Source organism: Mesorhizobium sp. W016 (assembly GCF_054719485.1).
Map to the genome: position 1 here is coordinate 5281425 of NZ_JBTTIF010000002.1, position 15779 is coordinate 5297203.

The window sequence follows — 15779 nt, forward strand, 5'->3', positions numbered from 1 at the left end:
AACATCCATCCAACCTTGTAGTTTGGCGGGAGGGACCCGATACGGAGGATCATCCTCATGCAACCCAAGCGACCCGCGAAGGATGTCGACAAGATTGCCGAACGCGAGGCGGCTGCCTATTTGCGGCGCTCCTCGATCACCTATCTCGAGTGCTGCGTCAGCTTGATGATGACGCATCTGCAGCGCGAGGAAGTGGCCGCTATTCTTGAGCAGGAAGCAGACATGCTGCGAAGGCTGGATTGATCGAAACGTTACACCTGAGATTCGTCCAGGAATCGTATCAGCCCCGCCCTGTATCGGTCTGCCGTCCCGGCCAGCCTTGCTTTTTCCTGGCCATTTTCGGATTGCGCAGCCGTGCTCCAGAGCCCGATTTGGAACGCCAAATAGCAGGGTTCGAAAAAATCGATGTGGCCATTGTCAATATCGAGCCCCATCCCCTCGACCAATGTCGTCACATCGCTGTCGGACAGTCCATATTCGACACAGGCGCCGGCAATGTCCCACTCTATCGGCTGGCAGCCAATCAAATCGTGTGCCCGGCAATGGTCGACGGCATCTGTCTTGACCACCGTGCCATCGGCACAAACGAGAAACTCCCACGCGTGAAGCTTTCCGTCGATTTCCACCCGCTGCAGAACATGCGCAGGGGTTTTTTTCGAGAGCCAACGGCGCAACGTCGCCGCTCGGTTCTCGCCCAGGGCTTCAGATGTATTGGAAACAGCCATTTCCGCGAGTGCGAGCAATGATGCACCCGGTTCGCAGGTTCGGAGATTGAGCGCCCGCCAGGTTAGATAGCGCGCCAACTCCGCGACCAGCCTTCCTCTTGGCAGCGGCGCCTGGTCCATCGTGGTGCCGTCAATCCACCGTTCGACCAGAAAGCCGTGGCAAAGCCCGACCACTTGCGATCCGAACCCGGCTTTCCCCAACATTTCCGCGGCTCGTCTCTTACGCCGTCCGGTTTCGCCGAGGCCGGCGAATTTGACGAGCCAGCGACCACACCCCGCGGACGCCAGGAATTTACGCCGCTCGATGCCGCGCGGGCTCGGCGGCCAATGCTTTTCGTCGACGTAGTGGACGCTCCTCCATTCGCCACCAGACAGTTCGGTCAGGCGTAATTCGGGGCTGCCGACCGCCTCGGCCACCCATTCGCTAAGCGTGGGAATGTTCGAGCTTTCGGGGAAGGTGCATTCGAGCGCCGTCGCCACATGTTTCGGACAGCGCGACCATGTCTCCCTGGCCTCCCGTGACGCTTCGATGCCCGGGTCGCCAGGATGGCTGGGAAACAGGTGAATGCGGTCCATACCAATACCCAGTTCCCGCAGCCACGCGACGACGGCGTGCATCGAACTGCCGGACAGACCGGGACCTTCGTCTACAACGGCGAAGCGTGCCGATGGATTGTTCTTCCAGGAAGCGATCGAGCGCGGATCGGCATTGATGTGCCTGCGGAAAGGATGGCCGACCGGACGAACGCTGAACGGCGCCGGCGCGCCAATCGCGGCAGCCACTATGGCGGCAAGCCCCAGGCCGATGCTGCGGATGCCGATCACGCATGTGTTCGCATCGAGACCTGACTCCTGCGCCGCTCCCAAATAGCTTTCGGGATAAAGCGCGTAATGCGCGTAACCCTCGGCAGAACCGGTCAGAACCTCAGCCTCGCAATCCAACCCGTCCAGCAGTTGGAGAAGTCCCGGCTCGATGCCACCGCCCACGGCGAAACCGCTTCGCCACGACTTCGCCACCTCTGCCGCAAGACCAACCAGCAATCTGGCGCCTTGCTGTTGCCGCGGCGAAAAGATGTCGATGCCCCTGTTCTCGAAATCGACATCGGCAAGCGCGCGAACCAGTTCCGATACGCTGATGAATAGGCCGACCAACGCGGCATGGCGTCGGACGCCATGAGCCATGCGGTCCAGACTTTGAGCAATTTCGCTCGCAGCATCGCGAAGCCGTTCTGCGCTCTGCCTCCGCTTCTGGTCGCCGTAAACAATCATCGATCGGTTTTCCAATGCTTCGCCTTGCGGCAACGCAGCGAGCGCTGCTTCGATCCATGCTGTCTTGCGCAATTTTTCGGCAGGCCAAGGAACATTCCGGCACGCTGGTGGTTCGGCTGCAGGAACTTACCTTTGAACAGCATAGGGCGGCAGTTTCGTGGGATCGAAAAAGGTTCGTGTCGGTATCGTCGGGGTCGGCAATTGCGCATCCTCCCTGGTGCAGGGCCTCTCCTATTATCGTCACGCAAAAAGCAACGAACCAATCCCAGGGCTGATGCATGCCGACCTCGGCGGTTACCATGTCGACGACATCGAGATTGTCTGCGCATTCGACGTCGCCAGGAGCAAGGTTGGCCTCGACGTCGCTGAAGCAATCTACGCCGCCCCGAACAACACGTTCCGCTTTGCCGATGCGGCGGCAAACGGCGTTCGCGTCGAGCGCGGACCGACACTTGACGGCATCGGAAAATACTTGCGCGACGAAATCGAGGAGGCGCCGGAGCCGGTTGCCGACGTCAGCGAAATCCTGCGCAACAGCGGCGCCGACGTGCTGGTCTCTTACCTGCCGGTGGGCTCCGAGGAGGCGACGCGCTTCTACGCCGAATGCGCGCTTGAGGCCGGCTGCGCCTTCGTCAACTGCATACCCGTTTTCATCGCCTCACGTCCGGAATGGCGCCGGCGCTTCGAGCAGCGAGGGCTGCCGCTGGTCGGCGATGATATCAAGAGCCAGGTCGGGGCGACCATCGTTCACCGCCTGCTGGCCAATCTCTTCCGCGAGCGCGGCGTGCGCATCGATCGCACTTATCAGCTGAATTTCGGCGGCAACACCGACTTCCTCAACATGCTGGAACGCGAGCGGCTGGAATCAAAGAAAATTTCCAAGACCCAGTCCGTGGCCAGCCAGTTCGATGTTCCCCTGGAGCCGGGCAATATTCATGTCGGACCCAGCGACCACGTACCGTGGCTGACTGATCGCAAATGGGCCTATATCCGAGTGGAAGGGACGACCTTCGGCGGCGTGCCGCTCAACGCCGAGCTCAAGCTGGAAGTCTGGGATTCTCCAAATTCAGCCGGCGTGGTGATCGATGCGATACGCTGCGCCAAGCTTGCGCTCGATCGCGGCATAGCGGGAGCACTGACCGGTCCCTGCAGCTATTTCATGAAGTCGCCTCCCGAACAGTTCACCGACGCCGAAGCGCGGCAGCGCACGCTCGCCTTCATCGCCGGCAAGGACGAGCCTTTGCTGGATGCCGCGGAATGACGACAACGTTCTTTTTGATCCGTCATGCAGCGCACGACAATGTCGGCTCCTATCTTGCAGGACGGATGGATGGCGTTTGCCTTGGCGAGGCTGGGAAGGCGCAGGCCGCGCATCTTGGTGGCCGCATGGCCCGGGAGCCGATTGAAGCCATCTTGTGCAGCCCGCGTGAGCGTACGCAAGAGACGGCCGTGCCGATCGCGCTTGCCTGCGGCGTCGGTGAAATCGCGATCTGCGCCGAACTCGACGAGATCGATTTCGGCGATTGGTCGGGAAAGACCTTCGACGAGTTGAATGGCGATGCCGGTTGGCGGGCGTGGAACGACCAGCGGCAGGAGGCCAGGACACCGAGCGGCGAGACCATGCTGGATGTCCAGGAGCGGATCGTCGCACTGATGAACGCAGTGCGCGAGCGGCATCCGAATCAGTGTGTCGCCCTGGTCAGCCACGCCGACGTGATCAAAGCCGCCGTCTGCAAGGTGCTTGGCTTGCCGGTCGGCGACTGCTTCCGCTTCGACATCGATCCAGCCTCGATCACGACGATCGTGTCGGGTGACTGGGGCTCCAAGCTCCTGCGAATGAACGAAGCTGCCTGACGAGGACTTTCCGGATGCAGATGGTCATTTTCGGTCTCACCGTTACATCATCATGGGGCAACGGCCATGCCACGCTCTGGCGGGGACTGATCCGCGCCCTGGGTCGGCTGGGATGGTCCATCACCTTCTTCGAACGCGATACCCCCTACTATGCCGGGACGCGTGATCTCGATCGGCTCGATGGCGGCAACGTCGTCATTTATCCGGACTGGGAAGACATCCGTCGCGTTGCGGAGCGGGCAATGAAGCAAGCGGATGTCGTCGTCGTCACTTCCTACTGTGCCGACGCCGTGGAGGCCTCGCGGTTGGCGCAGCAGACAGGTCGCGGATTGCGTGTCTTCTACGATCTCGACACTCCGGTCACGCTTGCCCGCATCGAGCAAGGCGAGCGTCCGCCCTATTTCGGACCTGAGGGTCTTGCCGATTTCGACCTCGTTTTGAGTTACACCGGCGGCTCGGCGATCGAGGCGCTTAAGTCGGTTTTAGGCGCGCGTCACGTGGTACCTCTCTATGGGCATGTCGATCCCGACCAACACCGGCCGGCAGAGAAGCGGGCCGAATTCGCCGGTGATCTGTCCTATCTCGGAACTTACGCGGCGGATCGCCAGGCCGGCGTCGAAAAGCTGCTGGTCCGCCCGGCCGCGCGCCTGCCTGACCACCGCTTCATCATTGGCGGCGCGCAATATCCGCAGGAATTCCCATGGAGCGACAACATCTTCTTTGTCAGGCATCTTCCGCCAGCCGACCATCCGGCTTTCTTCTCATCATCTCGCCTGACACTGAACGTCACCCGGGAGGCGATGGCGCAAAAGGGCTGGTGCCCGTCGGGACGGCTCTTCGAAGCGGCCGCGTGTGGGGCTGCCATCGTCACCGATGCATGGCCGGGCCTAGCCGAATTTTTCGAACCCGGCCGCGAAATATTGTTGGCGCATGACACCGATGATGTGGTCGCCGCATTGCAATTGCCGGAGTGCGAGCTCGACGGCATTCGAAGGCGTGCCCGCGACCGGGTCTTGGGCGAACACACTTCCGCACGGCGCGCGGCGGAACTGGATCGCATCCTGAACGATGCCTTTCAAAGATCTCCCGGCGAACCGATGAGGGAAGCGGTCTGATGTTGGGCATCGTACCCGCTGCCGGGCGCGGCAGCCGCATTCAGCCGCTCGGCTTCTCGAAAGAGCTGCTGCCGGTCGGTAGCCGGATCGATGGACAGACCGAGCGTCCCTGCGCCGTGAGCGAGTATCTGGTACGGCGCATGGTGCAGGCCGGCGTCGACAAGATTTGCTTCATCATCGGATCGGGCAAATCCGACATCCTTGAATACTACGCCGCCGGCTACGGTGACGCGGCGGCTCTCTTCGTGGTGCAGCCGAACCCCGTCGGTCTGTGCGATGCGATCTTCCGGGCGGCGCCCCTCGTCGCGCCCGACGAGGTCGTCCTGGTCGGCCTTCCCGATACGATCTGGTTTCCCGAGGACGGTTTCCGCCATTTGCCCGACGATCAGCTCTCATTTCTGCTTTTCCCGGTGGATCAGCCGGAATTCTTCGACGCCGTCGTCATCGACGTCCACGAGCGCGTGATCGAAATCCAGGTCAAGCGGCAGGATGCCGCCACGAACTGGGTTTGGGGTGCGTTCAAGATGCCGGGCCATATCCTGCATCAGCTTGCGGGACTCTGGCGTGAGCGGGAGCGCAGTGACGAATATATCGGCACTTTGGTCAACGCCTATATTGCGGCCGGCGGTACAGCTTTTGGTGTCAGGGCTGGGTCGGACTATGTCGATGTCGGCACTTTCAACGGCTATCGAACAGCTCTGCGGTTGCTTGAAAACGACGCCTCATCCGCGCAGCGCCGGCCCACCATGATCATGCCCGGCGCGCAGTCGCATGTACCCGTCGTTCCTGGCGAAGGAGCCTGAGCCATGCTGCATTCCCATGCCGAAATCCGCCGCCGCATCGATGCGCTCGGCCCATGGTTCCACAACATGGAACTTGCCGGCGTCCAAACCGCTCCCAACCATTTTCTGGGCAACTACCCGCTGATCAAATGGCGCAAATTTGCCAATGCCATTCCCGCTGATCTGAGGGGCAAAGCCGTACTCGATATCGGCTGCAATGCAGGATTTTACTCCATCGAGATGAAACGGCGAGGTGCTGACCGTGTCCTCGGCATCGATTTCGATGACGCCTACCTGGCGCAGGCTCGCTTTGCCGCCGAGGTTGCCGATTGCGAGATCGAATTCCAGAAGCTTTCGGTCTACGACGTCGGCTCGCTGCGCGAGACATTCGATGTCGTGCTGTTCATGGGGGTGCTTTACCATTTGCGCCACCCCTTGCTCGCGCTCGACCTGATCCGCGAACATGTCGCCCGTGACCTGATGATCTTCCAGTCCATGCAGCGCGGCAGCGCGGATCTGCCCGAGTTGGAAGAAAACTATCATTTCTGGACGCATGACCTGTTCGACCAGCCGCAGTTTCCCAAGCTGCATTTCATCGAGCACCGCTATGCCGACGATCCCACCAACTGGTGGATTCCAAACCGCGCCTGCACCGAAGCGATGCTGCGCAGCGCCGGTTTCGAGATCGTTCTGCACCCCGAGCAGGAGGTCTATTTCTGCCGCGCAGCCGGGGACCCGGCCGGCGGCGGCGCCATCTACCCCTCGAAAGGACAGCTCCATGATTGAAGCCGCCATGATCTGGAACGAGCCCAACAACAAATCGCATTGGGACCCAGAGCTCGATCCCGATTGGAGCCGCTTTGCCAGGATGGCGATCTTGTCGGCTGACGCAATCGCGTCAGAGAACCCGTCTTTGACGAAAGTACTCGGTGGCATCTCGCCGATAGATCCGGGCTTTATCACCCGCATGAAGGAATTCGGCGTGCTGGACCATATCGATGCCGTCGCCGTGCACGGCTTTCCGCTCGACTGGAACCTGTGGCAGATCCACGAATGGCCACAGAAGATCGGCGAGATCGCGACCGTCACCAACCTTCCCATCTGGGTCAGCGAAGTCGGCGTATCAACCTTCGGCGCGGAAGAAATCCAGGTTTGGGGGCTCAAGCGCACCGCTGAGTTGCTGATTGGCAACGCACCACGCATCCAGTGGTACAGCCTCTACGATCTTCCGCGCGAATGGGAAGCAACGACGCGGCATCGCGAGGCGGAGGGCTCTTCTTACTATCGACATTTCCACATGGGGCTGCTGCGCCAGGACGGTACGCCAAAACCTGCGCTGGAGGAGTTCCTGCGCTACACGCCCGCAATGGGGCTGGTGCAGTGGTTTCATTTCGAGGACCCCCGGCTGGACGATGCCGTCGCCTGGATGAAGCGGCTGGGCGTCACCAATATGCGCACGGGGCTTTCCTGGGCAGACAGCTTCCGGCCGAACGCGCTGGACTGGTTTGACCGGCAGATGGAGGCACTCGCCGATTTCGACGTGACGGTCACCTTTTGCTTTACACCGCAGCATCGCGGAATGATGCCCCACCACACCAGCCCACCTCTGGTGCCGGAGGAGTTCGCGGAATTCTGCGCAACCATGATCCGCCGCTATGCGCCCGGCATGGCGTCCAATTCGCTCCCGACGCGGCGGGCCTCGGCAGCGTGAAATGTCATGCTACCGATGCATCAGACGCCCGACACATTGGACGAATTAGCGGCACCATCGACAGGTGGTGCGGCGTACGGGACCGAGGCCCAACCAGCCGCGGCGCTCACTATCCTCAATGTCGCCTACCCTCTCGCACCCGTCGGACCCGATGCTGTCGGCGGTGCCGAACAGGTTCTGTCGATGCTCGATCGGGCGCTGGTTCGCGCCGGCCACCGCTCTATCGTCATTGGCTGCCGCGGCTCCAGCGCCAGCGGTACCCTTGTGGAAATACCGGCTGAAAACGGCGTGCTCGACGAGGCGGCGAAGAGCCGCGCGCAGCAGGCTCATCGCAAAGCGATCGCCGCTGCCCGCGCCCGATGGCCGATCGATGTGGTTCATCTGCACGGCATCGATTTTCATGCCTATCTGCCCGACGATGGTCCGACCCTGGTGAGCCTCCACCTGCCCTTGGACTGGTATCCGGCCGAGGCTCTGCGACCGACGCGCGACGACCTGTGGCTCCATGCGGTCTCGCCCACCCAGCAGCAAACGGCGCCACCAGGGGCCAGACTGGTGGCGCCGATTCCCAACGGCGTTGACATCGAAGCACTGAGCCTGGTGCAGCCGAAGCGAGACTTTGCCCTGGTTCTCAGCCGGGTCTGCCCGGAAAAGGGCATTCACCTGGCCCTGGACGCGGCCAAACAGGCGGGCGTGCCCCTGGTCATCGGCGGCAAGGTCTATCCCTACGAAACACATACGCGCTACTTTCGCGACGAGGTCCAATCCCGTCTTGATGCTCGCCGCCGCTTCCTGGGCCCGCTCGGTTTTAACGCCAAGAGGCGCTTTCTCAACGCAGCCCGCTGTCTGGTCATTCCAAGCCTCGCCGCCGAGACAAGCTCGCTTGTCGCCATGGAGGCCCTCGCCTGCGGTACCCCGGTGGTCGCATTCCCGAATGGTGCGCTTGCGGATGTCATCGAGCACGGCAGGACGGGCTTTCTCGTCAACACAGTCGACGAGATGGCCCAAGCCATTCTTGCGGCGCCCAGCCTGGACGCCGAGGCGTGCCGGGTGGAGGCGCGACGGCGGTTTTCGCTGGAACGGATGATCTCGTCGTATATGGCTGCCTATCAGGCGCTGGCACAACTTGGCACAGATTGCCGGCGCTTCGCTGCGGCACCGTGAGAAAAGCAGTGTTGCGCAGCGAAATCATCGATGACCCCGTAAAATTCGATGCTTTGACGCCGCACTGGTGGAAACTGTGGGAGCAGAGTTCCTCTGCGACGCCGTTCCAATCCCCCGCCTGGCTGGTGCCATGGTGGCGCTCATTCGCACCCGGTGAACTGGCGACAGTCGCGGTCTGGCGTGGCGGCGATCTGGTCGGGCTGGCGCCACTCTATCTTGAGCATGGAACGGCCGGTTCGAAGCTGCTTCCGGTCGGTATTTCGCTCAGCGATTATCTGGACATCCTGGCTGTCCGGGATATCGAGGCGGCGGTTGTCGCCACCATTGCCGAAACGATCTGCTCGGTCGGGTGGTCACAATGGATATTGTCTGATCTGCCGCAAAACAGTGCCGGTCTTACGATCGCGCATCCCGGTTTAACGGTCGAGAGGCCGGCAATTCATGCAGCCTGCCCTGTGCTTGCTGTTGCCGGCGACGAAACGTTGGCCGGCTGCGTTCCCGCTCGGCGCAGGCGCCAGTTGCGCCGGGCGCGCCAAGCGGCGTCCAGACGCGGCCGGCTCGCGTTGGCGGCAGCCCGGGGCGATCAGAACTTCCTGAACCAATTGATCCGCCTGCACCATGCACGCTGGGTTGGACATGGAGGTGGTGTATTGGCCGACCCCGCCGTGCAGCACTTCCATGGGCTTTCACTTCCCTTGCTCGATGCTCACGGTCTGGTCCGATGCTGGTTGCTCGCGATCGATGGCACGACTGTCGCCGCCTATTACGGATTTCACCACCGCGGCCGCGCCTATGCCTATCTCGGCGGCCTCGATCCTGCTTATGCCGAGGAGAGCCCAGGGGCGATCCTGATCGGCCACGCGATCGCGGAGTCGATCCGCGAGGATGCGCGCGAGTTCGACTTCCTGCGCGGCCAGGAAGCCTACAAATATGGCTGGGGCGCCGTCGACAGGTGGACGATGCGGAGGATCTGGACGCGGAGTTGATGTCATGAGTGTGCACGCGCAGCGCCGGACAACGGTCAGACGGGCGGTCGAGGATTGTGTGGCCGATGGTGCCTGCGCCGAAGCTGTTCTCGTCAGGCTGGCGCTTCACCTGCCGCCCACAATTGAAGCGGCGGAATTGGCGGAGGTCGTGCTGAAAGTCCGTCCGGCGGATACCGGCGATGCTGAAAGACTGCGAAAGGTCGCTGGACTGCTGCGCCACAGACCGGGCGTCCTTGCCACTTTGCGAGCGACAGGCGGCGCCGTTCGGCATGAACGCGGTAACGGCGAGACGGATATCGCAGTCGTCACGCGGCTGGCCTCGAGTTTTGATGCCGCGGCAGCAATTTCGACAGCCGCAAGTGTCCAGCTAGGATCCCTTGGCGATGACGAGCGGCTGACAGCCATGACCGACGAAATCGTTGAATGGCTTGAGGCGCGAGAATTCACCGGAATTGAACGAGACATTCTCGACATCGGTTGCGGCATCGGACGTTTCGAGCGCGCGCTGTCCAATTCCTTCAAGCGGATGGTCGGCATCGACATATCATCGCGGATGATCTCTATCGCCTCCGAGCAATGCGCAGCGCTCGGCAATGTCGAACTGCGCCAAACCTCCGGTCTCGATCTGGCCGACTTCGACGACGACAGTTTCGATTGCGTGTTGGCGGTCGACAGCTTTCCCTACCTGGTCCTGGCCGGCATGGCTGAGCGGCTTTTCGATGAAATTGCGCGCGTTCTCAAACGGCCGGGCCGGCTCGCATTGCTGAACTATTCTTATCGCGGATCGCTTTCTTTGGACCGGGCCGACATCGGCCGTCTTGCGCAAGCTCACCAATTGCGGGTCGTCATCGACGGCGAGAAGCCGTTTCGGTCATGGGATGGCGACGCCTTCTTGCTTGCTGGGTGAGACGGAACATTACAGCGCGATGCCGGTTCGGGCGTCGGCACCGATCGGTGTCCTGGATTCGAAGGAGGAGATCATGGCATCCGGCGGCAAAAAGCATTTCGACCAAGGCAGCCAAGGCAAAGGTGCCGGCCCCGGCGCAATGACCACCTTGGACAAGGACAAGATCGAGGAAAACGCGGTTTTGTCCAACCGCGACAGGAAGCAACATAGCCGAGAGCGCGGGCTGGACGGCAATCGAATCAAGTCCGATCAATTTCAGGATCACGCCGCAAACCGGTTGCTGAAGGACTGACGCCACCGCGCCGCGTCTTGCCGCGGCACGGAGGAAAAACTGTGCAAGGGCCGCCGGTGAGCCTCTCGGCGGCCGACAACGCCTTGTAGTGCCGAGCGCTCATCATCAGACTTGGATCTAGGGATGCTATCAAGAGAACGTGATGTCTCATTCGAGCGACGATACCACGGATCTGCTTGTCGAGATGGCAGTGGATCGGGAGATTGCTTCCCTGCTGGCCGCCATAGAGCAGGAAAAGATACCAGACCGCCTGTCCAAGCTGGCGATCGAATTGCAAAACGCTCTCGTCGAGAAGCGTCGGCGAGACGTGAAGAGCTGATTATCTGCGGCTGTCGACCTCTATATCGAGCTGACCATCCGACAGCTGATTTCGCCTTTCTATCAATGTCTGCAACGAGCTCTCCCCGAGTAGCTCAAGGATGTTGGCGCGGGCACGGTTCAGCCGGCTCTTGACCGTCCCTACCGCGCAGCCGCAGATTTCGGCGGTTTCCTCGTAGCCCACTCCTAAAACGCCGATCAGCATCAGCACCTCGCGCTGATGTTCGGGCAGCTTTTGGATGGCGCCGTGAACTTCCTTGCTCTGAACGGTCCATTCCTGGGTAGCTTCCGAAATCGGTCTCGAAGACGCGCAGTCGAGAAGGCCTGGCGCTTCCCGTGCAGCGATCTTGATCCGGGTGTAATAGGTGTTGCGCATGATGGTGAAGAGCCACGACTTCATGCGTGTACCGGGTTCGAACTTGTCGATGTTGGCGAGCCCTTTGGTCAACGTTTCCTGCACCAGATCGTCGGCATCGTCTGGAACGCGGCAGAAGGTGCGCGCGAAAGCCCGCAGGGCAGGTATCAGATCAACGATGGAAACGTCATTGGTTTGTTGGTCGGCCAAGAGATAGCCTCCGGATGACAATGGTCCAGCTCCCAGAAGAAAGAGTGAATGAACGAAGCCAGAGCTAAATGCATGGAAGTTTGGTTCGTTCCCGCCGTTGGAAACAACTCTTCGAAAATTCCACCGGGCGCGAACACGCCGACTACGGTCTTCCCCCAAACACGCCCACTTCAAAGGAACGAAACACCATGCCGAGCTTCATTCCCGGGAAGCCTCGCCGGTGCGTTTGGCTGTGCAGGGCATGGACCGAGTCGTGCGGCTGGTAACGCGCAAACCACTGCCTGACAAACCTATTGGCGAACCACGTGGCGAACTCGGCTACCATCGATACACAGCGATAATGGTTGGCCCGGAGGACATGTTAAAGTTGTTGACTTTGTTAACTTGTTGGCGCGGGTGAAGTCCAGCAATCGGTCGTAGTTGCCGGGAGGCCGGCCAACGAACATGCTCGTCCAGCACTTGCTCTGCGCGCGGCGACCGGTCTAAGCCGATGAAATACTGGCTGATTCACCCTTGACGACGTCGCCGAACGGCGTGCTGTCGCGTACAATCTGCAGTTGCTCTCTCCGAAGCTGGCTGTTGCGGTGCTGTGCAACTCGCTTTGGCGAAGATCACGGATGACGATCAGCGCTTGAGTGAGCGCCCGAACCGATCCTCGATCCGCGACTGAAGGAACTCGAGCCCCATCGAGAGCAGCCAATAGATCATCGAGGCGGTGATGAGCATCTCGATGTGGCGGAACTCGGTCTGGCCCTGCGTGCGTGCGAGATACATGATCTCCCAGACCCCGACCACCGAGACCAGCGAAGAATCCTTCAGCATCGCAATGAACTGGTTGCCGGTTGGCGGCACGATGACCCGCATCGCCTGCGGCAGGATCACCAGGAACATCGTCTGGTTAGCGCTAAGGCCGAGTGCCGTAGCACCCTCGGTCTGGCCGCGCGAGATGCTTTCGATGCCGGCGCGGAAGATCTCGGTCATGTACGCGCCGTAGCAGAGCGACAGCGCCATGATGCCGGCCGGCACGGCGCCGATCACGTAGCCAATCTGCGGCAGGCCGAGATAGATGATGTAGATCTGCATTAACAACGGCAAGCCACGAAACAGAGAGGTATAGAAGGTCGCCAAGCCATAGACCACGCCGTTGCGGGAAAGTTTGGCGATGGCGCCAACGAAGGCGATGAGGGTGGCGATGGCGATCGAAATGGCCGAAATGTAGAGGGTCGTCACTACACCCTTCGAGACGAGGAAGCCGATCTTCTTGGCGATGAACGCGAAGGACAGGTCGAAGGAATAGAAAAACAACATTAGCAACACGAACAGCTCTATCCAAACTGCCACAATCTGCTGTTTGCGGCTGAGATACCGCAGCGCGTTCCAGTTCGCCACCAAGATCAATGCGATCAGCACCGCCGAGACCGCCCGCCCGACGTCCGGGTTGGCGGCGAGCCACTCGACCGACCCCGGAACGAGCTTGCCGAGCCAACTGGCTTTGATGCCGAGCCCATACAGGCCGGCGGCGATGGCGGCGAGCACGAAGAACACGCCAACCCGGCGCGCCGCGTCCGGGTGGTTGAGCAATAGTCGGCCGATCACGTCTTCGATCTCCCTGCGGTCAGCGGGCCCGCTCGCGCCACCAATCCTGCGCCTGCAGCTTCCAGTAGGTGAGTTGCGCAACCGCAAGTCCAGCCGGGCCGCCCGCCCAGGCAAGGCCGAAGGGTGTGAACAGCCGGTAGCGGTCCGATTGTCCCAGTATGGCTTCGGCGATCAACTTGCCGGCGACCGCCGTGGTGTTGATGCCATGGCCACCAAAAGCCGTGAGGTACCAGACGCCCGGCTGCAACGGGCCTATCTGGGGCATCATGTGCCGGGCATAAGACATGAGCCCGGACCAGGCGAGTTCGGTCTTGAGGTGTTCGAGCTGCGGATAAGTGGTGACCATCTCACGGCGCAATTGCCTCGCCAACACGCCCGATGAGGCTGCCCGGGTGGTGATGCGCCCTCCCCAGAGCAGCCGCCTGCCGCCTTCGACAACACGGTAATAATCGCCTGCGCGACGGTTATCGCCGACGGCGTCGGTCGTCGTAATCGCCTTGGCGATGAGGTCAGGCGCCTCCTCGCTCACCATAACGTAAGTGGCGATAGGCAGAAATGCCCGCTGCAGCCGGCCGACCAGTGGGCCCGTATATCCGCCGGTGGCAACTACGGCCTGGCGGGCGCGCACTTCGCCGCTGTCGGTGCGCAAGATCTTTTCGGCGCCGTCAAGGTTGGCTTCAACGGCAGCCGTTCTCTCGTATATCCTGCCGCCCAGCCGTTCGATCTCGCCCGCAACGGCGCGCAGATAGTTAAGCGGATGCATGTGGAAGGCGCTGGGATCGCGCAGGCCTTGGTGGTAGCGATCGGAATTCAGCACCGCTCGCACCTGGTCGCGATCGAGATAGTCGAGCCGATAGTCGAAATCCCGCGCCAGTTGCTCCGCATATGCCTTGAGCGCGGCGCCGCCATCGTGGCGAAGCACGCTCAATATACCGGAGCGCGGCTCTGCCGCCTTGATGTCTAGATCGCGGATCGTCTGCCGCACGAAGTCGACGCCTTCGATGGACAGGCGGTGCAGTTTTTGTGCCGCGTCGACGCCGGCCATCGCGGCGATGTTGTCGGTGCCGGTGGCGAAACCGGGATTGACGAAGCCGCCATTGCGACCGGAAGCGCCGAATCCTATCCGCTGCGCCTCAAGCACGACGACCTGCTGGCCGGCGCGAGCCAGCTGCAACGCCGTCGTCAGGCCGGCCAGTCCGCCGCCGACAACGACTGTCTCGCACTCGGAAACGCCGCTCAGCGGCGGCCTGATGGTGTTGTCGGCAAGCGTGCGTCGGTAATAGGTGTCAGGACATGTCATGATCAATATGATGAGGTGGCGGCACTAGAGCATTTTGCAGGCAGGCGGAGCCGCCCGGTGTCGTGGAAATGCGGCTGAAACAAAACAGATGGAGCGGGATGTTCAATTGAATGCACCCCGCTCAAGCTTTATCCACGATGCTCCTCAGTCGGCGCTGTAATCCTTGCCGTACCACTTGGTGGTCAGTTTCGCGAGGGTACCGTCCTTCTTCATCTCGTCGAGAATGCCGCCGATCTTGGCATTCCACTCGGCATCACCTTTTTCCGCGATCACCACCAGTGGCTCACGGAAGGCATAGCCGCCTTCCAGGACACGCAACGGGTAGCCGTTCTTTATCGCGTTTTGAGCCGTCTGTTCTGGTGCGATGACCGCGTTGAGGCGCACGCCGTCGCCGAGCCTCAAATCGTCGAACGGCAGCATTGAGTCGGCGAAAGTCCTTATCTCACCGGGCTCCAGCTTGTATTCGATGGGCGGCAGGCCGGGAGCATCGATCTCGAGTTGTCTGCGGATGAAATCCTCCGACGTGGTGGCGGTCTCGACCCCGATGATCTTACCGTTCAGGTCGGCGACCGATTTGGCCGGGCTGTCCTTGTGAACCACGTAAACGTAGGGGCTATAATAATAGATGCCTTCGAAATCGATCACCTTGGCCCGCGCTTTGGTCGGCGTCACCGAGCCGACACCCAGATCGTAACGTCCCTGCCAATGGCCGCCCGTCATCGTCGCCCAGTCCGGCGTATCGAAACTGACCTCGACACCGAGGCGCCTTGCGATCTCTTTCGAGACGTCTATGTCGAAGCCGACCAACTGATTGCTGTCGTCGAGGAAACTCTGCGGCGGCCAACCGCTGTTTGTGGCGACCACCATTGCCTTCTTCGAGGTAACCCGGTCGATGGTTTCACCCGCCGACGCCGCAGACGCGAACGCGAGCGTGGTAGTGGCCAAGGCCAGCCACGCGATCAATTTCCTCACTTGAACCTCCCTCTTCATCGTCATTCAGACATATGCTTCCCAGAGCGCGCTCCCGTAGAGAAACAGTAATTGAGAGCGCGGCATGAGATCGATCTCATATCAGCACACATATCGACGAGGGGATCAAGTCCTTTTTCAAGTAGCCAGTTGTCCTCCGGGGGCGCAAAGCATCGGCACCCGCACGGTGCGGCGGAACCCGCGTTTGATGTGACGCGCGTGACTT

17 protein-coding genes are annotated in these 15779 nt (G+C 61.2%); 12 read left to right on the plus strand and 5 right to left on the minus strand.

Annotated elements, in window-relative coordinates; all coding sequences use genetic code 11:
- Positions 1–57 precede the first annotated feature (57 nt).
- The gene (locus tag ACYG9V_RS26035) at positions 58–243 is read left to right on the plus strand and encodes a hypothetical protein (RefSeq protein ID WP_023667982.1); all 186 of its coding nucleotides are present in this window, start codon (positions 58–60) and stop codon (positions 241–243) included.
- An 8-nt stretch (positions 244–251) separates the two neighbouring features.
- On the opposite strand, the gene ACYG9V_RS26040 is transcribed toward ACYG9V_RS26035, so the two are convergent.
- On the minus strand, positions 252–2066 hold the full coding sequence (locus ACYG9V_RS26040) for a hypothetical protein (RefSeq protein ID WP_352763272.1): 1815 nt from the start codon (positions 2064–2066) through the stop codon (positions 252–254).
- An 85-nt stretch (positions 2067–2151) separates the two neighbouring features.
- On the opposite strand from ACYG9V_RS26040, the gene ACYG9V_RS26045 reads away from it, so the two are divergent.
- From ACYG9V_RS26045 to ACYG9V_RS26095, 11 genes are all read left to right on the plus strand, one after another.
- On the plus strand, positions 2152–3255 hold the full coding sequence (locus ACYG9V_RS26045; protein WP_023681094.1) for an inositol-3-phosphate synthase: 1104 nt from the start codon (positions 2152–2154) through the stop codon (positions 3253–3255).
- Entirely contained in the window at positions 3252–3848 is a 597-nt protein-coding gene (locus ACYG9V_RS26050; protein ID WP_023667978.1) for a histidine phosphatase family protein, read from the plus strand. Before ACYG9V_RS26045 ends, ACYG9V_RS26050 begins: the two co-directional genes overlap by 4 nt.
- 14 nt (positions 3849–3862) lie before the next feature.
- Positions 3863–4963, plus strand: a complete 1101-nt coding sequence (locus ACYG9V_RS26055) for a CgeB family protein (protein ID WP_023687793.1) — start codon at positions 3863–3865, stop codon at positions 4961–4963.
- Positions 4963–5766: a sugar phosphate nucleotidyltransferase gene (locus ACYG9V_RS26060; RefSeq protein ID WP_352596994.1), complete on the plus strand. Its 804-nt coding sequence runs from the start codon at positions 4963–4965 to the stop codon at positions 5764–5766. The genes ACYG9V_RS26055 and ACYG9V_RS26060 overlap by 1 nt, the downstream gene beginning before the upstream one ends.
- Positions 5767–5769: 3 nt before the next feature.
- Complete coding sequence (locus ACYG9V_RS26065) at positions 5770–6531, plus strand: TIGR04290 family methyltransferase (protein WP_023667975.1); 762 nt, start codon at positions 5770–5772, stop codon at positions 6529–6531.
- Positions 6524–7456 carry a glycoside hydrolase 5 family protein gene (locus ACYG9V_RS26070; RefSeq protein WP_352763274.1) on the plus strand — a complete coding sequence of 311 codons (933 nt, stop codon included), beginning with the start codon at positions 6524–6526 and terminating at the stop codon, positions 7454–7456. The genes ACYG9V_RS26065 and ACYG9V_RS26070 overlap by 8 nt, the downstream gene beginning before the upstream one ends.
- A 6-nt stretch (positions 7457–7462) precedes the next feature.
- Entirely contained in the window at positions 7463–8620 is a 1158-nt protein-coding gene (locus ACYG9V_RS26075; protein WP_352763277.1) for a glycosyltransferase, read from the plus strand.
- 8 nt (positions 8621–8628) lie between these two features.
- Positions 8629–9606 carry a GNAT family N-acetyltransferase gene (locus tag ACYG9V_RS26080; RefSeq protein WP_352763280.1) on the plus strand — a complete coding sequence of 326 codons (978 nt, stop codon included), beginning with the start codon at positions 8629–8631 and terminating at the stop codon, positions 9604–9606.
- Between the two features lie 4 nt (positions 9607–9610).
- Positions 9611–10513 carry a class I SAM-dependent methyltransferase gene (locus ACYG9V_RS26085; RefSeq protein ID WP_352763283.1) on the plus strand — a complete coding sequence of 301 codons (903 nt, stop codon included), beginning with the start codon at positions 9611–9613 and terminating at the stop codon, positions 10511–10513.
- A gap of 73 nt (positions 10514–10586) precedes the next feature.
- A complete protein-coding gene (locus tag ACYG9V_RS26090; protein ID WP_352763284.1) occupies positions 10587–10805 on the plus strand; it encodes a hypothetical protein in 219 nt (72 codons plus the stop codon).
- Positions 10806–10947: 142 nt separating this feature from the next.
- Complete coding sequence (locus ACYG9V_RS26095; protein ID WP_023704587.1) at positions 10948–11124, plus strand: hypothetical protein; 177 nt, start codon at positions 10948–10950, stop codon at positions 11122–11124.
- On the opposite strand, the gene ACYG9V_RS26100 is transcribed toward ACYG9V_RS26095, so the two are convergent.
- The 4 genes from ACYG9V_RS26100 to ACYG9V_RS26115 form a co-directional block, all read right to left on the minus strand.
- Complete coding sequence (locus ACYG9V_RS26100) at positions 11125–11688, minus strand: sigma-70 family RNA polymerase sigma factor (protein ID WP_023667968.1); 564 nt, start codon at positions 11686–11688, stop codon at positions 11125–11127.
- A 624-nt stretch (positions 11689–12312) separates the two neighbouring features.
- Positions 12313–13284, minus strand: coding sequence for an amino acid ABC transporter permease (locus tag ACYG9V_RS26105; RefSeq protein WP_023687785.1), 972 nt, complete (start codon positions 13282–13284; stop codon positions 12313–12315).
- A 19-nt stretch (positions 13285–13303) separates the two neighbouring features.
- Positions 13304–14584 carry an NAD(P)/FAD-dependent oxidoreductase gene (locus tag ACYG9V_RS26110; protein WP_352763285.1) on the minus strand — a complete coding sequence of 427 codons (1281 nt, stop codon included), beginning with the start codon at positions 14582–14584 and terminating at the stop codon, positions 13304–13306.
- A 144-nt stretch (positions 14585–14728) separates the two neighbouring features.
- Entirely contained in the window at positions 14729–15556 is an 828-nt protein-coding gene (locus ACYG9V_RS26115; RefSeq protein WP_023736090.1) for a transporter substrate-binding domain-containing protein, read from the minus strand.
- Positions 15557–15779 lie beyond the last annotated feature (223 nt).